This window comes from Nostoc sp. FACHB-152, from assembly GCF_014697475.1.
Lineage (GTDB): Bacteria > Cyanobacteriota > Cyanobacteriia > Cyanobacteriales > Nostocaceae > Nostoc_B.
On sequence record NZ_JACJRV010000006.1, the window covers coordinates 86,639 to 107,608 of the forward strand.

The window sequence follows — 20,970 nt, forward strand, 5'->3', positions numbered from 1 at the left end:
AGTTTAAGAAATTCAGGATGAGCCGTAACGCACCATATCTATCTACTAAATGAAATTCAAAATATAGCAATTTCCAGCTACATAAAATACACCCCACCCGCGCTACTCGCATCCTTCCCTTGGTCAGAGACGGGTTGCTATATAAATCAACGAGAAATTAAAAACTTCTCCATTGCATAATTAATAAAAGTTTCTCCTCTACGTTCTACCTGTTGTTCTCGGATGATAGAGAATCCTTTGTGCAAGAAAAATGGCTTGGCGGTAATACTCGCTTCAGTATATAAGCGGTTAAGCCCTAATTCCTGAGCTTTCGCCTCAATTGCATCATAAATTTGACTACCAACGCCCATGCGCTGATAATTTTTATGGCAGTAGAAGCAGTCTATATGTCCGTTTAACTCTAACTCGCCAAAGCCTGCTATTACACCTTTGTCATCAGCAACATAAGTAAATCGTTCTGAACAAATTTTTGCCCAGTTTCTAAAATGAATATCATCTGGGGCCCAGGCTGCGACTTGATTGTTTGAGTAGTCGTGGATATTCACTTGACGTACTGTTTCATGGAATAATTGGGCGATTTGTTCTGCATCTTGCTGATCAAACAATCGTATTTCCATAGAAGTATTTAAAGGAATAAAATATGCGATCGCCTTTACGTTAAAGTAGAGGCGATCGCATATTTATTTTTACCTATTTGTATGGTTTTTCCTCAGCGCATCGAACCTGCACCCGGACAAGAATCAGTATGGGATTATCCCCGTCCCCCTCGCTTAGAACCTACCAACAAACATATACAGATTATTTTTAATGGCGTAACTATTGCAGACACCCACAACGCCAAACGTGTTTTAGAAACTAGCCATCCGCCTTCTTACTACATCCCCCCAGCAGATATTAAAATGGAATATTTGATTTTATTACCGCAATCTAGTTTTTGCGAATGGAAAGGTCGTGCGGGTTATTACACCATCCGGGTTGAAGATAAAGAGGCCCAAAACGCTGCTTGGTTTTACCCTAGTCCTACAGACAATTTTGCATCAATTAAAGATCATGTAGCTTTTTATGCTCATCTTATGGATGCTTGTTATGTAGATGGAGAAAAAGTACAACCACAACCAGGAAATTTTTATGGTGGTTGGATTACTAGTGATATTGTCGGGCCATTTAAAGGTGGGCCTGGAACTTGGGGATGGTAAAGTAATTTTGTTTTGAGTAATCAAAACTATATCGCCTGTTCTCTTTTGCCTGCTGTAAATACTTAAAACAACAACACCCAAGCTTCTACTAACTTAGAGACTTCCTCACATTCATTAATCACTTTAGGCTTGTACTGATTTAAATATATTCAAAAATCAGTTATCATGCCTCAGTTACCAATAAGAGGAAATATTAGTGTTCGAGTTGGGTGTTGTTGTTAAAACGAGACAGATTGAAATTAAACAGCGTTTTTACCTCTTAACTAAATTGAACATTGGCTGTTAATCTGCCAGGGAAGCTTTTCAGCTTCAATTACTAAGTTATCACAACTAAATTTTAAGGATGGGCTTTGATACTAAACTTTACTTTTGCCTTTTGAAGACTTAGTATCAATTACAGTTTCTCAAGCAGGAATAAGATACACCAGGAAACAGGGTTACAAGGCTTTTGCTATATTGTTCTGTTCTGACAATTGGCACTTGCGCTAGCTAAAATCTGCTGTATATCCCTAATTTAGTTAACAATTGGAAGCTATAAAAATGAGCTATGCTCTCAAAATTATGATCAATTGTAACGGTATTAGACAGGCGATCGCTGTTGAGGCATAAACTTTCTCTACAAAAGCAACTAATTGAAGAAGACAAGCCTGTTGAAACCAGTTTCATCACCAAGGATAAAAATGCCTTCCTAGATCGACTGCGGTTTTAATATGCTTTAACGCCTTAGTGTATGGCATGGCGTAAATAGAGCAACCGTTTAAAATTCCGAAAAAGCCTATTCAATAATACTTTTGACTTTTGACTTCCGCCCTGCGGTACTAGTCTCTTTGCTTAAAAAACTGTTTTCCTGTCAATTTCTCGTTTTTGGGCGAGTATTCAGAGCAATTCTTGGCTTCATCCGTCATCACAATCGACGGCTGAACCGCACATTTAAGATAATGGTTATTAGAATAAAAGCGGCAGTTTTTACAGGGAACTTGATGCACAGTCTTGACTGTAAAAACCATTTTATTATCTAAAAATGTGCGAACTTTGCGTAATACTAGGAAAAAAATTATCCAGCTACTAAGAAGAGCGATTGGGCTTAAGTTTAGGGCTATTTCGTGAGTATTTAAGCCTTGCGGTTGTGTTTTCTCTTGCTTGATTTCGCTACGGCTTACATAATAAATATTATTTATTTCTTGTATTTTTTTTTGGTTGGCGTTACTTAACATAATAATAATTTACCTGTAAAAATATATCTATAGCTGCTTGATTCTGAAAGCGTTTAATGATTAACTCAAAGTCTTAAATAACTTACAAAAAATATGCGATTTAGCAATACACTGTATAATATTTTACTACCAAGTATATGCTTAACCAGCCTGAAATATTAAATACAAATAATATATAATTACTGCATTTTAGTAAGGTTAATATTAATAGTTTGTTTTATATCCCTAATTATATGTTTAGCAGAAGACAATTTCTCACATCTCTGCCGATAGTTTTGATTATATCTAATGGATATATATCTAAAGAAATAGTCTGAAAGTTGAGCTTGTAAAGTAGATAAAATCATGCTAATGTCTGTCAATATAATAGTAGTAACTATTTTTCGACAACGGCATTGATAGCAAAAGCATTATAACTGAACTGTTCAATTAATTGACCTTTGAAATAAATATACCTTTTTTATAACCTCTATAAACTTAGCTTGTAAATAAAAGCAACAGCGATCAAAGTATATTTTTTTTACAATTTTCAAAAGAATTGAAATGTATATTAAATTTTCTTAAGCAGGTAGTTGCAAAATATTAATTACTTTTTGCAGAAATTGCAATCGTCTATTTTAATTAGAATTAAAAATCATAATCTTACAATTATTACCAGCCGAGAAAAAATGAATGCAGAATTTTTCACTGGGATTCCCGTGATGCCGCTTGTATTACTGTGGTTAGCTTATGCTTTATTAGGCTGGTATCTGGCTGTGCATCACATTATTTGGTTAGTAGGAGCTTTCATTGCGGCTGTTGCGATCGCTGTTGTCCGCAAAAGTAATTCTTGGCTAAATAGTTTGGTGGCGTTTGGTTCAAAAACTTTAGTTGTGATCTTATTTTTAAGTGGCTCAATTGCTTTAATTGCAACTTGGACACTATTGTGTAGTTTATTCGTGATCCCAATAGCAACTACGTTGTTAGCTGATTTAGAAATGCGTTTTGCTGGCTTTAACAAACGAGATTCTTTTTGGGCGTTAACATTGTTAGCAGGATCAGGTTTAATAATTGGCGAAATCATAGACTTGTTACTTTTGCCCAGTAACAGGTTGTAAAGTCAGAGATCAAGTATAAGACTTACGCTTTGACAGAATAGTAAAATAATGTATCAAAATGCAAAACCCTTATTTTTTCTTAAAATTTATACCTTGTTCACCTGCAATCTAATGTAAATTTATAGTTATGCTTGCAGGTGATTTTTCAAATAAGCAGAATAATGTTTTATTGATTAACTTAACTGTGCCACAAGCTGATTTTCTAGCAAAATATTATTCGTCAGCAAATCCTCAACGGAGATTCGCAAAAAGCGTTGGTCATCAACTTGAAGCAAAATTCTCACGCGATCGCTCCCCGGATATCCTGGTGGGGTAAGTTGAGCAATAGTTCTCGCACCTGCGCTATCATTTAAAGGTTTGACTGTGGTTTCACCGCTATCTAAACGGCGGGTAATCAAGCGATCGCCATCAAAATAAACTTCGGTATTACCTGTGTCTGCGCCTAATTCCCCAATAATTAATTCAATGCTGGGTTGATTCTCCATAGATGCGCCTAAGAATAATTCCACAGGTTGATTCATCGGATAAGCTTGCCCTGATTTAATAACCGGATGCCAACTGTGACGTTGGTTGCGTCGATCCCAGTAACGTATCCCATAACTGTGGTAAAGAAAATCTTTGATTTCTAAGCCTTGAGATAACTGTAACGCACCTTGAGCGATCGCTTCAAAAGGCCTTTCACACCGGATTTTCTCTGGCTCAAAATACTGTTTTATCCATGTCTGCACTGCTGGTAGTTGTACAGTTCCACCAACTAACAACACTGCATTAATATCTGCTAATTCGATTCCCTGACGGCGTGCTTGTTGCAATAGATTTGTCATTGACTCATCTAGCCGCTCAAAAAATGCGTGTTCTTTGAGAATATTTTCTAAATTATCGCGGTCTAAATTTAACTCATAACTTTCAAATGTTTCATCATCAAAATAAACTTCACTCGCTTGGTTTTGAGTTGATAGCTGAATTTTGACTTTTTCTGCCAATCTCGTTGTCAAAGGACTCACGGCTAATTCTTGAGTTTTGGCGAAATAATCAACTATCCAATTATCAATATCAGTACCACCTAAATTTTGCCCAGCTTTCGCCAAGACACGCGCAGTTTTGACTTTTTGCTTTGAATTCTCTGCTAAGGATTTATTACCAAATTTGAGCAAAAACCCTAGAGGTTTAGTGTTTCCTTGTGCGCCTTTATCTAACCCCACTAGAGATAAATCTAAAGTACCGCCACCAAAATCAATTACCAAGAGATTTTCTTGATCTGCCAAGCCATAACCCAAGGCGGCGGCTGTCGGTTCATCTAACATCCGCACCTGTTCAACAGGAAGGCTTTGACAAACTTTGCCTAACCAATGGCGATAAGCTTCAAAACTATCTACTGGGACGGTTAATACTAAAGAATCTAAGCCGCCTTCTAAGGGTGCTAGTTGTTCAATTACTTGCGAGAGAAACCATTGTCCAACTTGCTCAAAGGTAACGATTTGTCCGTCTAATTCTGGTAAAAAGCCTTGAATTTCTGCGCCGATACCGCGCTTGAAGCTGCGAAAAAATCGCGCTTCGCCTTTGAGATCCAAACCGCGATCGCGTACTTGTTGCCCTACTAAAACTTTACCCTGTGCTGCGTCTTCCACATACACCAAGCTGGGTATGAGTGGAGGATTGAGACTTTGTTGAATTGATAAACCAGGTAAACTCAGAGTTTCTGCTTGTTGGGTAACAGGATTCCAACGAGCAATGACTGTGTTGCTAGTCCCAAAATCGATTGCGATCGCCATAGTCTTTTAATTATTCCATGCAGCGCAAAATTTTCTCAACAAAAATATTATTGTCCCATAAGCCACCAATCACGCAAATAGGCGATCGCTTCTTCTTTGCGTTTGGCTTCGACTTCTATCCACGGTGCTTGCCTATAAATACTAGGCATATCGGTAATTAAATCGCTGTGCTTCCTATCTTTAAACGCTGTCTCACCGTTAGAAATATGAACTAATTGCCAATCGGGATTTGTCCAAGTTGTTCGCGCCGCTTCAAACATAGACACTACACTCGGTTCATCATAGCTATCTAAGTTTTCGTGACAAATATGGTGATGGGCATCAAATACTAACGGGATTCCAGCTTGCTGACAGACTGCTAAAATTTCACTGGAACTATAGGCGTATTCGTCGTTTTCTAAGGTTAAGCGATTTTTGATGGCTGGTGGCAGTTGTAAAATCACCTTCACCAACTGTTCGGCGCGTTGAGATTTACCGCCATGAATATTCATCAATGACCAAGGTGAACGAGGTAAACCTAGTAAATCTAAGCTGCGGGCGTGGTCTGCTAAGATTTTGATACTATTCTGCACAACTTCGGGTGAATCGGAACTCAGCACCACAAATTGATCGGGATGCAGTACCATTCTGATACCTAAAGCTTCTGCCCGTTGACCGATTTTTTCTAAATCAGCACTCATTTGTTCTAAGATATTCGCGCCGATTTTGTCTTCTATATCGCTCATCGGAAACAAACCCGAAGGCATTCGGTACAAGCGAATCTGGTTTGCTTGACAAAATGACAAGGCATCATGTAATTTTTGTAAATTATTTTGATAAAGTAATCGCAGAGTGCTTTCCCGTTCCTGGAGGGAGAGTTTCAAGTAGCGTGTGCGTGTAATTGTTTTAAAGCGTACTTGTTGAGAGGCTGTGATACAAACCAATCCTAAGTTTGGCACAGTAGTGTTAAGCGATCGCTCTTGATTTTGGAGATTTGGCAACGGGCTGATGGTCATTTTCTCAATTGCTGGAGTGTACCATTCTTTGATTGAACTAATTTATGGTACTAACTGCTAAGTTCCTTGAGGATGAATTCTCAAAGTTTATCTATATAGTAGGTTACAGGTGATAGGTTACAGGTGACAGAGTTAAAAGTATTTTAGGGTTTAGGGTTGATCATCTATTGATGTCCTTCCTAATTACTTTGGCTATTTATATTTTGAGAGACGCGACTAGGCGCGTCTGGAATGTTAAATCAATTTTTTAATATCGCCGTAAGCACGGTAAAAGCCACCCCTAGCTGATTCTCTTACTTCTTGGACGAGATAGCGATCGCCTGCTTGGCGAATATCTTGCGGAAACTGCACGTTCCATTTGGAGTTGTACCCTGGGGAAATAACTCTCACTCTCAATTTACTCCCGTCCTGAAAACACTCAACAATTACACCACCAGTAGTATTAGTTGTAGTTTCGAGAACTTCTGAAGGTGTGGCTCCCTCGGTTTTTGGTGCTTTGATCACAGTAGCTTCGGGAATTGTACCTGCTTGAGCAGATGCGATCGCACTTTCACTCGCATCGATACAAGCTAGAAAACCATCGGTACTCACAATATAAATGCGATCGTCGAAAAATTGCATCGATAAAGCCGAACCGCAACCAGTCCCCAACTTCCACAAGCGTTCCCCAGCTTGATTAAAGCAGTAAATTGAAGAATTATTGTCACCAGCAAATACATATTTACCATCTTGTGCAGTAGCGCAAGAATAAACGCCTGCATCACATTTATATATAGAAAGTGGTTCACCTTTCTTGCTAAAACTGTAAACTTTCCTGTCGCTAGTACCTGCATAAACTGCCGATTTTTCTTGCCAACCGAATAGCACACTACCGCCAGTCTTTTGATGCCAAACCATCCGGCCTGCTTGGTTATCGTACATCGTCACGCCTCCGCTATGACCATGATAAATACCAGCTTCATCACAGCGTACCATCCAGCCAGAATCACCTTGACTCAAACGCGTCCACTGTGATTCATCATTATGATCTATGGTTGTGACACCACCGTTGGCATCGGAAACTCCCAGTAAACCATCTTTAATATCTAGCCAAAAAATATCGACATTTTCATCAATTTTGTAGGCGACGCGGGGTAACTTGCCAGTCAAGTCATAGACATTACCATCATCACAGCCAGCATAAATCCAAATATCGTCAGCAACTAAACATTTCACACCATCCGGTAATTTAAATTGATTACTCACTTTACCTTCATGGTTCACCGCAAAAACTTGACCGGCTTGATTTCCTACCCAGCAACGATTAGCATCAACGAAAATCCCAAAAGCGGCTGAATTAGAAGCAAATTTCCATAAAATTGGGGCTTTTTTGGCTGTCGAAACTGTACTAGTGACTTGGCGGCGGGTGACAGGACGCTTTTGACGCACACCGATAACAGCAGGTTCATAGCCTTTTTTTAGTTTTTCGTTAATTTTTTTCGCAGCTTCAGCTTTTGCTTTATCTGGTGTCGGGTAAGTTTTCGTCTGCGTTTGTCCTGCATCACCGATGCGACCGTAGCGGATGCTAACTTGGGTATCCTCGACGATGACCTCATAAAACTTGTGGGAACTTCCGTTAACTTCTGATAACTCTAAGTATGTCGTTTCTTTAGCCATGACCTTTCCTGCTGAGATGTCTATTTAAGAAGTCAGGAGGATCAAGGACAAGAAAACAGCAATTGTATTCTGAGGTTTAAGCGATCGCCTTCATATTACCTTGATCATCCTTCATCGGTTTTAACTATTACCAAGGTGATGTGTCGATAACTTTGCTTTTATCCCAGCATCAAATTCTAGAATCAACATATAGTTACCCACGTTGGTCAAATGCCCTCGCCATTCCCTGGGATGAACCCGTATCTTGAAGGCTATTTGTGGAGTGATGTACACAATGCCCTTGCTAGTAAAATCCGTGCTTTTCTTGTCCCTCAAATTCGACCAAAATATGCTGCAAGGCTTGAGGTGTATGTGGTTGAAGATGTATCGCCATCCAGTGAAATCGGCATTTTATACCCAGATGTTGAGGTATTACAGTTAAGACAACGCCGCGATATTGAACCGCAAAATCAATCATCTGGTGTGGCAACCACTCCCGCACCTTTGACGCTGCCAGTCGTTCAACCTGTGGAAGTCAGAATTCCGACTGTAGAAATTAGAGATACAGCCAATAACATACTAGTAAGCTGTATCGAAATTCTCTCCCCGGTTAACAAGCGCGAACCAGGGATTAGTGATTATCGAAAAAAACGCCAGCGTTTGTATAATGCCAACGTACATTTAATCGAAATAGATTTGCTGCGTCGGGGAAGTAGACCCTTTAACCATCCCCGTATCCCAGATGTTCCTTACTTGATAACTTTAACGCGATCGCAATCAGGATTAGTTGATGTCTGGCCTGTAACTTTACAGGAGACTTTACCAATAATTCCTGTTCCCCTACGGGAAGATGACCCCGATGCAGTCCTAAATTTACAAGCTGCGCTTAATGCTATCTATGATGAGGCGGGTTATGAATTATCTATTGACTACAGCCAAAATCCACCTCCACCTGCATTAAGTGAGGCTGATACTAACTGGATGCGATCGCAGTTAGACAGTGATCAAAAAAAACCAGGGGTTGAGGGATGAGCAAAACCCTTACCCCATTCCCGACTCCCTACTCCCTAATTTCCCCCTTTACACTCAAACATATGTAAACATAACTGCCGAGACAGTTCTTTACATACTTCAACCCCCCGCACGCTGTTACCACGCACATCTAATAATGGCGAAAATACACCAATACCCATTTGATTAGGCACAACAGCAAAAATTCCGCCACAAACACCACTTTTGGCGGGAATTCCTATTGTATACGCCCATTCGCCTGCAAAATTGTACATTCCGCAGGTGTACATGACACTCAGCATATCCTTTATATATTGATGGTCTACAGCGCGTTCGCCTGTAATGGGGTTAATACCTCTGTTCGCTAATGTCGCCCCCATCACTGCTAAATCATGGCAATTCACTATCACGGCGCACTGCTGAAAATAAAGGTCTAATGCTTCTTCGATATTGTGGTCTATCATGCCAAAGTTCAGCATTAGGTGCGCCATTGCTCGGTTGCGATGTCCGGTACTGCGTTCAGAAGTAAATACGGAAATATCCACAAATACGTCATGGCCTGTGTAGCGACGAAACATATCTAGCACGCGGTTGAGGCGTTCGGTTGCACCCGCACCTTTAATTAAGCTAGTGGTAGCGATCGCCCCAGCGTTTACCATTGGGTTATATGGTCGCTTCGATTGCTCATCCAAAATAATCGAGTTGAATGCATCTCCTGTCGGTTCTACACCAACTCTGGTCAACACATAATCTCGTCCATGATCTTCTAGTGCCAGTCCATAAGCAAAAACTTTTGACATTGACTGGATAGTAAATAGTTGTTGAGAATCTCCAACTTCGTAAACTTGACCATCCACTGTCACTATACAAATGCTGAATAAATCCGGGTTTACCTTGGCTAATTCTGGAATATAGTTTGCGACTGCACCCTCCCGCAGAGACTTGTACTTAGAATGCAAGTCTTTGAGAACAGATAACAATGGTGAAGTAATTATTTCTAAATCTTCTGAATTTGCTTGTTTTGCCATGAAGCTAATAGTTTGCTCTAGGAAATATTGCTTGATTAAATGTTTTGAGCGAACAAATTTTGATGTAGCATTTGCTACAATCCAAAATTCCTTGATGTACGCTCGTCAGAGTTTTTTAATTTTCTCATTATTATTTTTCTTTTAATTGTCAAAATTATTAGTTACTACTACCCCTGGTTTTATTGCTGATTACCGAACATATATATAGTGCTTTATATTACGTTTTTAATTATAAAAAGTAGTATATTTCCATGTAGTGTAATAATACAAACGTTCTGTTTAAATATAAAATATTTTTATGAAATAAATAATATATTTAGCTCAAAGCCTTTATTAATAAAGCTTGTAGCACAAAATATAAATTACACAAAATGATTTTATTTGATATTTGTAATTGATTTAATACTAAATATATTTATAAATTATAACTACTATTAAAAATTTATATATGTTATGCAACATACACTTTATCTAATACTATTAGCCAGCTATTTGCATGATTTTTTGGATATTTTTTTATGAGAGTTATGTAAACTATTATTAAGAGTCTCGTTATTACTCGAAAAAAACGCTACATCCTTGAAATCCGCATTTCAACAAGGTTCTGCCTATATAATTGTCATTTGAATTGGAGAAAATTATGCTTATTTACGGTAAAACCCTGATCCCCAAGTCCAAAAGTTCGTGTTAGTCTGTTGCAGTTATGAACAACAAAGTGAAAGCGGAACGAGTTCGATTTTGAGGAAATCTTTGCTCTTTGTGGCATCAAAAATCCGTGAATCAAACAACTGCTGTTCTACAGTCGCTTTAAAATTGGACGCATGAACCAAAGACATTTGTGGACTATTGTCGCCCTATTCGTGACTCTTACGGGGATTCCCTCTGTGGGTCGAACTGAAACTACCAAGGAAACTCATCAAGTTTCTCAACAGTTACCCGATGGTGACGTGGTTAAGGTAGGAGAGTTCCAATCCCCAGCAGAGAAACAAACATCCGATGCTGTGATTACAAGTATTTATTCTCACAGCGTAGAAGGTCGTCAGGCGGCAACCCTGTATATCCGGAATATTCCAGTACTCACCTTTGTGGGTTCTCAGCCAGTTGCGAGTAGTGAAACCAAACAAGGTGTAATAGGAGAAAAAGAGGGCGTGCAGTCGTACGCCCTTATTGCTAGCAACTCAACGAAGGTGGCAAGCACTGGAAATTTAGCCGATGCTGGCAACAAAGTCGCTACTTTAGAAAACGATCCCGTTCACAAAGCTGGGGTATTAGCAGCTAAAATCAACCAGCTGATTCAAGACAACGTGGATGCGAAGCAGATTACTGTCAGTTGGAAGGCAGATAACAAAACTGCTAATCAAACCCAAGATAAAAATTCTTCCGTTAAGCAAAAGCCGAGCGATCGCTATACAATCAAACTCAAAGATCAAGAATTGGTGGAAATCAACGAAAGTACTCGTTTAGCAGACACCACCGATAATTTGGCACAAGACGCATTACAAGCAACCAACCGCTTACGCAGACTAATTGGTAACGCATCCCCTATCGAGGAAATAGCTAATTTACCAAAGCGTTCACCATTTTCATTACCAAAACTGCCACAACAAATTGCCGTTGGTAACATCAGACTTACCTTTAGAGGCATGGCATCCTTTTACGGCTATGATGGCTCAGGCAGTAGAACTGCTAGCGGTGAAAGATTTAATCCCGAAGCTATGACGGCTGCTCACCGCAGCTTGCCCCTTGGCACAAAAGTCAGAGTGACCAATACTCGCAATGGTCGGTCTGTCGTATTACGTATCAATGACCGCGGCCCGTATATCCGGGGTCGAGTAATTGACGTGTCTGCTGGTGCGGCTCGCATTTTAGGAATGGTCAGCAGTGGTGTTGCACCAGTCCATATCGAAGTTTTGGGACGATAAGCTTTGGGTAGTTTGAAGGATGTTCGGCATAAACAATTTTAAATTTTAGATTTGAGATTGGTAATTTAACAATCCAAAATCCAAAATTCTCTTAGCTGTTCGGCGTAGTGTTTTCCCTAGACGCGCTTGGCGCGAATTAATGACAAAGGCTCAATCTCAATATCAAATTCCTATACTTTATCCTTCAAACTTACCTAATTTCTAATTCCCCTGGTTCTCACATCTTTTCCCCCAAATTCAGATATAAACTAACGGGGGAGGGTTAGAAGAACTAGGGGAATTTTGTGCGCCTGCTGACAACAGTCGCAGCTTTACGCTGCTATTTAAATAAACTTCGCTCGCAAAGCCAGCTGACAGTTTCAGAGGCTCTGGTTGCAGATGAAATGAGCAGTTGGGATCGGACAGCAGTCGGTTTAGTGCCGACAATGGGGGGTTTGCATAAAGGCCATTTAAGCTTAATTCAACGGGCTAAACAAGACAATTCGACTGTAATTGTCAGTATTTTTGTTAATCCCTTGCAATTTGGCCCCAACGAAGATTATGCACGCTATCCTCGAACTTTAGAGCAAGACCGAAAACTTTGCGAAGATGCTGGGGTGGATGCGATTTTTGCTCCTACTCCGGAGGCGATGGGAGTACCTCAGAAAAATATACAAGAATCTACGGTAACACAAGTAATCCCGCCATCTGCTATGATATCAGGTTTGTGTGGTCGTACTCGGTTAGGTCACTTTCAGGGTGTAGCGACGATTGTGACTAAGCTTTTGAACTTGGTGCAGCCTGATCGAGCCTACTTTGGTCAAAAGGATGGTCAGCAACTAGCGATTATTCAAAGACTAGTGGCTGATTTAAATTTGCCGGTAGAAATTGTGGCTTGTCCTACAGTCCGAGAAGCGTCGGGTCTGGCTTTGAGTTCGCGCAATCAATACTTGAGTGTGACCCAAAAAGAGCAAGCGGCGGTTTTATATCGCGGCTTAAGAAAAGCTGAAGCTGCATTTAAATCTGGTGTGCGTCAAAGCAGCCAACTGATAGCAGTCGTACAGCAAGAGTTGGCTAAGGTGAGTACTGTGTTAGTGGAATATATTGAATTGGTTGAACCGTCTACTTTAATGTCATTAGAAACAATTGAGGAGGAAGGAATGCTCGCGATCGCAGCTCGTCTTGGTGCAACACGTTTGATTGATAATACCATCTTGCGCGATCGCCAACCCGTCATTGCTATTGATGGGCCTGCTGGAGCCGGAAAATCTACAGTAGCTCGTCAAGTGGCGGCAGAATTAGGACTAGTGTATTTAGATACTGGTGCTATGTACAGAGCAATTACTTGGCTAGTAGTACAACAAGGCATTGCCCTAGACGATGAGTGTGCGATCGCAGAATTAGCCCATACTTGCAAAATTCAACTAACTCCTAGCCAAGATTTGAAATCGCCTGTGCGCGTGTGGATTGATGAGGTCGATGTGACCCAAGAAATTCGCAGCGTTGAAGTAACATCTAAAGTATCAGCGATCGCCGCCCAAAGTGCAGTGCGTCAAGCATTAGTTCAACAACAACAAGACTGGGGTAAAAAAGGTGGTTTAGTCGCCGAAGGTCGGGACATTGGTAGCCACGTTTTTCCCGATGCCGAAGTGAAAATCTTTTTAACCGCTTCTGTCAGTGAACGCGCCCGCCGCCGTCAGCAAGACTTTAAAAAACAAGGTCAACCCGAAGTTAATTTAGAACAACTAGAACGGGACATAGCAGAACGTGACTGGAAAGACAGCACTCGCAAAGTTTCGCCTTTACAAAAAGCCGCAGATGCAATGGAAATTCAAACCGATGGCATGAATGCCTCAGAAGTTGCAGCGCAAATTATTAGTTACTACCACCAACGCCTATCTCAATGGTAATCAAAGGCAACAGGGAACAGGCAATAGGGTAACTTTGTGGCTTGCGCTATCTCGTTGCAAATATTTTGATTTTTCAGAAATAAATTTAGGGGTTTGTGACCTGAGATTCGGGGCTAGTACTGTTTCTGTTCCTTATTGCCTATTACTTCCGTGTTGAAGGGCTTGCTCATAGAGGTTTGCATTCAGTTTTTTATTGCTAATGTGGTGAGTAAAATAGTGCTTACCCACCACTTGCAAACCTAAAATTGATATGATTTACAATCATCTATATTTCGTTGTAATTAAGCATTGTAGATAAGAGTACACAAACTTTTAAAACTAATTTATCTAGCTTAAGACAGACTAATTATCATAAAATTGTACTTCTAAAGATAGAGAAACAAAGGTTAAAAATTAGCTAAACAGAATTGTAGATAAATAATTGCCGCATTTAGGCTCTGGTAGACTTGGAATGTAAAATAAAGATAATTGCTAAAGTCTTACTTGTTTTTATCTCCACTAACTTAGGGGGGTATATTTTTAATATGGTATGCAGGATATTAGAAGTTAAGGGCGGTAATCTGGTAATTTTTAATCACCCAAATAGCTCTGCTATCAAATATTAGTTGTTTTTATTTATAAATCAAATTGACTAGAGATTTAACTTATAAATTAACTACTTTGTTTTCATCATCACTTTGGTAGTAGAATGACCTTGTTAAGTTTTATGTTCCACTACTGAAGGACATCAAAACTACTAAACACAAAACTTGTAATTTTCCTAGCTTCAGCAATAGCTTTAGTCCGAAAAACAGTAAAGAGAGGATTTCACACAATGGCATTTACACAGCCCCCCTTACCCTTTGCAAAAGATGCTCTAGAGCCATACGGCATGAAAGCTGAGACCTTCGAGTATCACTATGGCAAGCATCACAAAGCTTATGTGGATAACCTCAACAAGCTCACCGAAGGTACAGAACTCGCTGATAAGTCCCTGGAAGAAGTAATCAAAATCTCCTTTCAAGATTCCTCTAAAGCAGGTATCTTCAACAACGCGGCTCAAGTTTGGAACCACACCTTCTTTTGGAACAGCTTGAAGCCAAGCGGTGGTGGCGCACCCACTGGTGATCTCGCAGCTAAAATTGACAAAGACTTTGGTAGCTTCGACAAATTTAAAGAAGAGTTCTCTCAGGCTGCTGCTACTCAGTTTGGTAGTGGTTGGGCTTGGTTAATTGATGATGGTGGTACTCTTAAGGTCATTAAAACCCCCAACGCCGAAAACCCCCTAGCCCACGGCAAAAAAGCATTGCTGACCCTTGACGTTTGGGAACACGCTTATTACATCGATTTCAAAAATGCTCGTCCAGCATTCATTCAAAATTTCTTAGATAAGTTAGTCAACTGGGACTTCGTGGCTGAAAATCTAGCTAAAGCTTAATTTGAGCAAGGCTGTAATCAGCTTGAGCCAAATTTATACAACGAAGGCTATCAGTTTAATCTGTACAATATTACTAACAGTCACGACTCATATTCGTGGCTGTTTTTGCTTCAATAAAATATTTTGCCAACACGGTAGTAGCGATCGCCGCTCTGAACTACCCTAAAAATAGGGAAGTGAAGTTTTCAAAGCGATCGCTTGCTTAATTTTTTGCAGAGAAAAAACATGAAAATCACAACAAAAATATGGATAGCAAAGAATTAGCCCAATACCTAGAAGCAACTAATAGCATTGCCAAACCTTGGTTATTAGTACAACTGCGTCTGAAAAAATTACAAGAACGCCGAAACCTAATTTCTGAAGATACCTACGCCAATGAATTAGCAGACATCCACCAGGACTTAATGAATTTAGGAGAATGGTGGCAAGGAATGGAAGATGATGTCTTTTAATGAGGTAATATCAATAGTCCATAGTCATTAGTCAATAGTTTATCATCCATTGACTAATGACCATTGACTAATGAACGCCAGTTGCTTCTCCTTATCGGAGACGCTACGCGAACAAGTCGGCAGAGCCGCCCAACGCACTGGCTCCTAATGACCAATGACTATTGACTAACTCTTATGGATTATCGGGATGCAGGGGTTGATGTTGAGGCTGGTAGAGCCTTTGTAGATCAAATTCGCAATTTGGTTCACAGCACCTTTAGGCCAGAAGTACTCGGTGGATTAGGTGGTTTTGGTGGTTGCTTTCAACTACCAACAGGATATAAAGAACCTGTTTTAGTTTCAGGAACAGATGGCGTAGGTACAAAGCTAAAAATCGCCCAAATTCTCAACCGTCACGACACCGTTGGGATTGATTTAGTCGCCATGTGTGTAAACGATGTACTGACTTCAGGTGCGGAACCCCTGTTTTTTTTAGATTATGTAGCAACAGGCAAGTTAGATAAAGAGCAACTGACACAAGTTGTGGCAGGGATAGCTTCTGGCTGTAAACTGGCAGGTTGTGCCTTGTTAGGGGGAGAAACAGCAGAAATGCCGGGTTTCTACCAAGTAGGTGAGTATGACTTGGCTGGGTTTTGTGTCGGAATTGTTGAAAAAAGCCAGATGCTAGATGGTTCCCAAGTGCAAATTGGGGATGTAGCGATCGCTCTAGCTAGTGCTGGTGTACACAGTAATGGTTTAAGCTTAGTACGGAAAATTGTCAGTGATGGTGGTTTTGGGTGGACTGACACCCCAGAGTTGTTAGGCGGAGAAACTATTGGTGAAGCTTTTCTCAAACCCACGCGCATTTATGTCAAACCAGTGCTTGCAGCGCGTCAAGCTGGAATAGAAATTCATGGGATGGCACATATTACAGGTGGTGGCTTGCCAGAAAACTTACCTCGATGTTTAGGCAAAGGTCAAGCCATTAAAATTAACCCCAACAGTTGGGATATTCCTCCCGCATTTCGATGGTTAGCTGAAGCTGGCGCAGTTAGCAATGAAGCCATGTTTAATACCTTTAATATGGGCGTTGGTTTTGTTTTATTACTACCATCTCACCAAGTAGAACAGGCAATTACCTTTTTTACATCACAAAATATTTCCGCTTTTGCAATTGGTGAGGTGGTTTCTGGCGAAGGCACATTAGAGGGTTTATTTACGTAAAAATAGGGAGTAGAGAGTTGGGATTTGGGAGTTGGTAAAAGATATTTTTTGGCTAGATTTTAAAGTAAGTAAAAATGCTTATTTTTGATTTTTGCTTGGTTTTACTAGTTCCTAGCTCCTAGCCTCTAATCTCTAAAATTACTACGCTCAGTATTCAAATTATTATTTAAGAAATATTTTTTACTTCAGCTTATAAAAGCCATCGAAAATACTCATGTTCATTATCATTGAGATTTGCTAACGTAGTCTTAACATATTGAAAAATTTTGCTGAGTAAGGCTATTGAAATAGTTACACAAGCTATTTACAAGTGCTGATGCTTTCTTATCTATAGGTTAGGTTTTCTGGTGTGTAAATAACTGCGTATATTTGTGCAGAGGGTATTATGGTTGTAAATTGTGCGCGGACATCTACTTCTTGCGAACTTTTAAAACAAGTGTTCCAGAGGATTGATGCTCAAAGCTGTCCGAAGTTATTTAATTTCCATATGCATACTGTCCATTCGGACGGTAAGTTACAGCCGAGTGCATTAATGGAACAAGCGATCGCGATCGGCTTAGAAGGGTTGGCAATTACCGATCATCATAATATTGGCGGCTATTTAGTAGCCAAAGATTGGTTAGAAGACTGGAAATGGAACAATCCAGATGCTAGTACTCCTTACCTGTGGAGTGGTACAGAAATCAACGCCAACCTGTTGGATACTGAAGTTCATATTTTGGCTTACGCTTTTGAGCCACAACACTCTAGCATAAAACCTTACTTGCAAAGAAAAGCAGTAACAGGTTGGGAATATGAGGCGATTAACGTTATTTCTGCAATTCATGAAGCTGGGGGATTAGCAGTTTTAGCGCACCCCGCACGTTACAAGCGATCGCACTTTGATTTAATTGCGGCGGCGGCTGAAAACGGTATTGATGGTGTGGAAACCTTCTATGCTTATAACAACCCCAACCCTTGGAAACCAAGTGCAAAAGAAACAGAACAGGTACAAAAGTTGGCTAATGAGTACAGTCTTTTTAATACCTGCGGTACCGACACTCATGGTTTGAACTTGCTACAACGCTTGTAAATGTATATTGAATTTTGCTCAACACTCCTGGTTGCACTAGCCAGGGGGTTATCTTATCAACAAATTTTAAAAGCTGTTTTTTTATATCTGCATCGAATGAGAAGCTGACTCTGCTTGTAAAGGTGAGGAAGATATTTAAAATTAGAATATATAGCTCACAGTAAAAAATTATGATTAATTTCAGTTCTTTAGCAAGCCTGCGAGCGTCCGCCGCGAATTGGTATAAGTTCTAATTCTGTTCCTGGGTAAGCTGGCAAATTACATAGTTAAGATTTGTAAAGAAATAGAATTGCAAATACCCTTCTTGGCACGGTAGAAAATTAATGCTGGTTAAAAATCATCAAGCTTGGGAACTCTAACAAGAGCAATATCACTAGCTCTGAGGCCACAGATGTTCCCAACACTAGCTTTTCCAAAAGTCCGTTTTTGCTGCGATCGCACTTTATTAATTGGGTTTTTCATCCTACTACCGATTCACTTTGCTTTAGCCAAATTATCAACAGTATTTACATTTTCAGATGGTTCGGCTGCAATTTGGCCTTCATCGGGAGTGTTTTTAGCAACTATACTTTTGTTTGGGCGACGGTTTTGGATTGTCTTGTTGCTTTGTGATTTTATTATTAACCGGGTGCTTTTTTTCAATACACCAGCTTCTTTTGTAGTTGCATCGCTGAACACAATCGACTCAGTAATTATTACAACCTTAGTTATTCGCTTCATTCCGTCACATTATCCATTTAATCGCGCACAAGACGCTATCAAGTTTATTGCTTCGATTATCCCCTTTACACCCTTAACTGCCTTAGTAGGGGCAACAACTCAGTGTGTTGTGGGCATTTCAAATTGGGACAACTTCAGGTTTGTTTGGTTGGGATGGTATGTCAGCACAGATGTGAGTATGTTAATTATTGCTCCGGTAATATTAACGTTGTTCCAACATTTCCGTACTCGCCAGCGATTAAAAATAGGTTTGCTTGCCGAATTTTTTGTAGTCACATTACTGTTAGCTGGTATTGGGTGTGCAGCCTTTTGGAGTAACAATCCAGTGGAGTATATGATGGTGCTACCGTTGCTGTGGGCCGCTTTTCGCTTACAACAATGGCAAACTACACTTTTAATAATTGTGATGGCCATCATTGCAATTGTTGGTACAGCTAAAGGGTTTGGATCATTTTCTAAAGACACTATTGGTGCTTCTTTGTTACTGTTGCAATCTTTTATGAGTGCATTGACGATTGCAACATTAATTTTGTCAGCCGCTACCCAAGAAAATCGCACCTCGGCCAGCCAACTAGAAAAAGCCAACAATGAACTAGAACACCGTGTTGAACAGCGTACTGCTGAACTTAAACAAACTCTACAAGAACTACAAACTATGCAGGCGCGGCTAGTTCAAAAAGAAAAAATGTCAAGTTTAGGACAGTTGGTAGCTGGTGTAGCCCACGAGATTAATAATCCAGTTAACTTTATTCATGGCAACCTTGCCCATGTGCAAGAATACATTCAAAATTTATTAGCTTTTGTAGAGTTACAACAACAGTATAATCCTGACCCAGCCCCGGAAATTATCACAGCTGCCGAGGATATCGATTTAGAGTTTTTGCAAGAAGATTTACCAAAAATATTATCTTCAATGAAGTTAGGTACTGATCGCATTCGTCACATTGTATTGTCATTAAGAAACTTCTCGCGCATGGACGAAGCTGAATTTAAAGCCGTTGATATTCATGCAGGTATAGACAGTACTTTGATGATTTTGCAACATCGCCTGAAAGCTACATCAGAACGACCAGAAATAGAAGTAATTAAAGATTACGGGAATTTACCTTTAGTAGAATGTTACGCCGGACAATTGAACCAGGTGTTTATGAATATTCTAGTCAACGCAATTGATGCCTTAGAAGAGCGCAGTGCCGAGGAAATTAAAGATAATCCTCATCGAATTACAATTCGCACAAATGTTGTGAATGCAAATTGGTTAGAAGTAGCGATCGCTGATAATGGAATTGGGATGCCAGGCTATATTCAACAGCAAATATTTGATCCCTTCTTTACCACCAAACCAATTGGTAAAGGCACCGGAATGGGGATGTCTATCTGTTATCAAATTGTCACAGAAAACCATAACGGTAAATTAGAGTTTCGCTCAAGTCATAACGTAGGAACCCAGTTTATTATTCAGATTCCTCTTTGCCAAAAAACTTAACAACCAAGTTTATAGATATAGCAGGGGACAGGTAACAGGCTTGAATTATTTGGGTGTCTAAGTTTTTCCATCTACTGATTGTCCTAACCCTACTGGCTATCGCTATAAATGCTATTGATATAAAAAGCTGTTTTTACATCTAAAGAAATTCAATGTATTTAGGTACATACTTATAGTAATTTTTCTGACTCTTTTTTAGCGAAAAATATTTACACTAAATTAATTAAATAATGGAGAAAATTATTAATCATGCTCATGTTTCGCATATGTCTAGCCTCTATTTTTATAGGTGTAAGTACATTGATTACTTTACCTAAAGTCCAGGCAAAAGATGTTGAGGTTGAATTTAGTGGAATTGTTGAATCATCAGCATCGGTTGAACCTATTCCGGATTCACCAGTTAATTTGAGTCCTAGTGGCAATAGCCTAAATATTATAGAAGTAATAGATCCAATAATGGTCAGGGTTAATACGAATTCTCCACTTAATGTTAAAGTTTCTGCCCCATCTCCTGTTGACTTTGTTGATCCACCAGAAACCCAGTATACCGGCTTTTTAAGCTATAACGGAACCGAAGTACAACAAGAATCAATTGTGAATATTACTCAAAGAGGAAATGTAGATCTGGGAGTCAGGATCAAAGTTGTTCGACCTCAAGCTTTTCCTGCGGGAAATTACACATACAGATTACAGCTAACAATGATTCCACAATAAAAATTATCTAGTAAGCGGAATCATGACAAAAAACTAGGTTTTGTTGTCATGTGTATAACCTAAAATCTAGCTATAGGACTCATATTTGATTGCCTTCTTTGCTATTGCCTATTGCCTATTGCCTATTGCCTATTGCCTCCCTACACA

Annotated in this window: 17 protein-coding genes; 11 read left to right on the forward strand and 6 right to left on the reverse strand. The window is 39.7% G+C overall.

Going from position 1 to position 20,970, the window contains the following annotated elements:
- Positions 1-146 precede the first annotated feature (146 nt).
- Positions 147-617: a GNAT family N-acetyltransferase gene (locus H6G76_RS07900; protein WP_190698033.1), complete on the reverse strand. Its 471-nt coding sequence runs from the start codon at positions 615-617 to the stop codon at positions 147-149.
- Between the two features lie 81 nt (positions 618-698).
- Between H6G76_RS07900 and H6G76_RS07905 the strand changes: the two genes are divergently transcribed.
- On the forward strand, positions 699-1,196 hold the full coding sequence (locus tag H6G76_RS07905) for a DUF427 domain-containing protein (protein ID WP_190698036.1): 498 nt from the start codon (positions 699-701) through the stop codon (positions 1,194-1,196).
- A gap of 818 nt (positions 1,197-2,014) precedes the next feature.
- On the opposite strand, the gene H6G76_RS07910 is transcribed toward H6G76_RS07905, so the two are convergent.
- Entirely contained in the window at positions 2,015-2,410 is a 396-nt protein-coding gene (locus H6G76_RS07910) for a hypothetical protein (RefSeq protein WP_190698039.1), read from the reverse strand.
- Positions 2,411-3,078: 668 nt separating this feature from the next.
- On the opposite strand from H6G76_RS07910, the gene H6G76_RS07915 reads away from it, so the two are divergent.
- On the forward strand, positions 3,079-3,507 hold the full coding sequence (locus H6G76_RS07915) for a hypothetical protein (RefSeq protein ID WP_190698042.1): 429 nt from the start codon (positions 3,079-3,081) through the stop codon (positions 3,505-3,507).
- Between the two features lie 173 nt (positions 3,508-3,680).
- Here the strand turns inward: H6G76_RS07915 and H6G76_RS07920 are convergent, their stop codons facing one another.
- The 3 genes from H6G76_RS07920 to H6G76_RS07930 form a co-directional block, all read right to left on the reverse strand.
- Positions 3,681-5,279, reverse strand: coding sequence for an Hsp70 family protein (locus H6G76_RS07920; protein WP_190698044.1), 1,599 nt, complete (start codon positions 5,277-5,279; stop codon positions 3,681-3,683).
- Between the two features lie 47 nt (positions 5,280-5,326).
- Entirely contained in the window at positions 5,327-6,274 is a 948-nt protein-coding gene (uvsE, locus tag H6G76_RS07925) for a UV DNA damage repair endonuclease UvsE (protein WP_190698047.1), read from the reverse strand.
- A 234-nt stretch (positions 6,275-6,508) separates the two neighbouring features.
- A complete protein-coding gene (locus H6G76_RS07930) occupies positions 6,509-7,930 on the reverse strand; it encodes a WGR domain-containing protein (RefSeq protein ID WP_190698050.1) in 1,422 nt (473 codons plus the stop codon).
- A gap of 210 nt (positions 7,931-8,140) precedes the next feature.
- Here H6G76_RS07930 and H6G76_RS07935 point away from each other — a divergent pair, with 210 nt between their 5' ends.
- Positions 8,141-8,941: a DUF4058 family protein gene (locus H6G76_RS07935; protein WP_190698053.1), complete on the forward strand. Its 801-nt coding sequence runs from the start codon at positions 8,141-8,143 to the stop codon at positions 8,939-8,941.
- 35 nt (positions 8,942-8,976) lie between these two features.
- Here H6G76_RS07935 and glsA read toward each other — a convergent pair whose 3' ends face one another.
- Positions 8,977-9,948: a glutaminase A gene (gene glsA / locus H6G76_RS07940; RefSeq protein ID WP_190698057.1), complete on the reverse strand. Its 972-nt coding sequence runs from the start codon at positions 9,946-9,948 to the stop codon at positions 8,977-8,979.
- A gap of 821 nt (positions 9,949-10,769) precedes the next feature.
- Between glsA and H6G76_RS07945 the strand changes: the two genes are divergently transcribed.
- The 8 genes from H6G76_RS07945 to H6G76_RS07980 all read left to right on the forward strand — a co-directional run bounded on the left by H6G76_RS07945 (position 10,770) and on the right by H6G76_RS07980 (position 20,823).
- Positions 10,770-11,870, forward strand: coding sequence for a septal ring lytic transglycosylase RlpA family protein (locus H6G76_RS07945; protein ID WP_190698060.1), 1,101 nt, complete (start codon positions 10,770-10,772; stop codon positions 11,868-11,870).
- A gap of 284 nt (positions 11,871-12,154) precedes the next feature.
- Positions 12,155-13,759, forward strand: a complete 1,605-nt coding sequence (locus tag H6G76_RS07950) for a bifunctional pantoate--beta-alanine ligase/(d)CMP kinase (protein ID WP_190698063.1) — start codon at positions 12,155-12,157, stop codon at positions 13,757-13,759.
- A gap of 814 nt (positions 13,760-14,573) precedes the next feature.
- A complete protein-coding gene (locus H6G76_RS07955; protein WP_190698066.1) occupies positions 14,574-15,176 on the forward strand; it encodes a superoxide dismutase in 603 nt (200 codons plus the stop codon).
- 245 nt (positions 15,177-15,421) lie between these two features.
- Positions 15,422-15,628 (forward strand): hypothetical protein, encoded by a 207-nt coding sequence (locus H6G76_RS07960; RefSeq protein ID WP_190698069.1) that lies wholly within the window; start codon positions 15,422-15,424, stop codon positions 15,626-15,628.
- Between the two features lie 174 nt (positions 15,629-15,802).
- Positions 15,803-16,831, forward strand: coding sequence for a phosphoribosylformylglycinamidine cyclo-ligase (gene purM, locus H6G76_RS07965; protein ID WP_190698072.1), 1,029 nt, complete (start codon positions 15,803-15,805; stop codon positions 16,829-16,831).
- Positions 16,832-17,216: 385 nt separating this feature from the next.
- Positions 17,217-17,903 carry a PHP domain-containing protein gene (locus H6G76_RS07970; RefSeq protein WP_190698075.1) on the forward strand — a complete coding sequence of 229 codons (687 nt, stop codon included), beginning with the start codon at positions 17,217-17,219 and terminating at the stop codon, positions 17,901-17,903.
- Between the two features lie 391 nt (positions 17,904-18,294).
- A complete protein-coding gene (locus H6G76_RS07975) occupies positions 18,295-20,109 on the forward strand; it encodes an MASE1 domain-containing protein (protein WP_190698078.1) in 1,815 nt (604 codons plus the stop codon).
- A 300-nt stretch (positions 20,110-20,409) separates the two neighbouring features.
- Positions 20,410-20,823 carry a hypothetical protein gene (locus H6G76_RS07980; RefSeq protein WP_190698081.1) on the forward strand — a complete coding sequence of 138 codons (414 nt, stop codon included), beginning with the start codon at positions 20,410-20,412 and terminating at the stop codon, positions 20,821-20,823.
- Positions 20,824-20,970: the final 147 nt, after the last annotated feature.

Excerpts from the sequence above, each read along its gene's own strand:
- H6G76_RS07900 (WP_190698033.1), bottom strand. The coding sequence starts at position 617 with ATGGAAATACGATTGTTTGATCAGCAAGATGCAGAACAAATCGCCCAA.
- H6G76_RS07905 (WP_190698036.1), top strand. The coding sequence starts at position 699 with ATGGTTTTTCCTCAGCGCATCGAACCTGCACCCGGACAAGAATCAGTA.
- H6G76_RS07910 (WP_190698039.1), bottom strand. The coding sequence starts at position 2,410 with ATGTTAAGTAACGCCAACCAAAAAAAAATACAAGAAATAAATAATATT.
- H6G76_RS07915 (WP_190698042.1), top strand. The coding sequence starts at position 3,079 with ATGAATGCAGAATTTTTCACTGGGATTCCCGTGATGCCGCTTGTATTA.
- H6G76_RS07920 (WP_190698044.1), bottom strand. The coding sequence starts at position 5,279 with ATGGCGATCGCAATCGATTTTGGGACTAGCAACACAGTCATTGCTCGT.
- uvsE (WP_190698047.1), bottom strand. The coding sequence starts at position 6,274 with ATGACCATCAGCCCGTTGCCAAATCTCCAAAATCAAGAGCGATCGCTT.
- H6G76_RS07930 (WP_190698050.1), bottom strand. The coding sequence starts at position 7,930 with ATGGCTAAAGAAACGACATACTTAGAGTTATCAGAAGTTAACGGAAGT.
- H6G76_RS07935 (WP_190698053.1), top strand. The coding sequence starts at position 8,141 with ATGCCCTCGCCATTCCCTGGGATGAACCCGTATCTTGAAGGCTATTTG.
- glsA (WP_190698057.1), bottom strand. The coding sequence starts at position 9,948 with ATGGCAAAACAAGCAAATTCAGAAGATTTAGAAATAATTACTTCACCA.
- H6G76_RS07945 (WP_190698060.1), top strand. The coding sequence starts at position 10,770 with ATGAACCAAAGACATTTGTGGACTATTGTCGCCCTATTCGTGACTCTT.
- H6G76_RS07955 (WP_190698066.1), top strand. The coding sequence starts at position 14,574 with ATGGCATTTACACAGCCCCCCTTACCCTTTGCAAAAGATGCTCTAGAG.
- H6G76_RS07960 (WP_190698069.1), top strand. The coding sequence starts at position 15,422 with ATGGATAGCAAAGAATTAGCCCAATACCTAGAAGCAACTAATAGCATT.
- purM (WP_190698072.1), top strand. The coding sequence starts at position 15,803 with ATGGATTATCGGGATGCAGGGGTTGATGTTGAGGCTGGTAGAGCCTTT.
- H6G76_RS07970 (WP_190698075.1), top strand. The coding sequence starts at position 17,217 with ATGGTTGTAAATTGTGCGCGGACATCTACTTCTTGCGAACTTTTAAAA.
- H6G76_RS07975 (WP_190698078.1), top strand. The coding sequence starts at position 18,295 with ATGTTCCCAACACTAGCTTTTCCAAAAGTCCGTTTTTGCTGCGATCGC.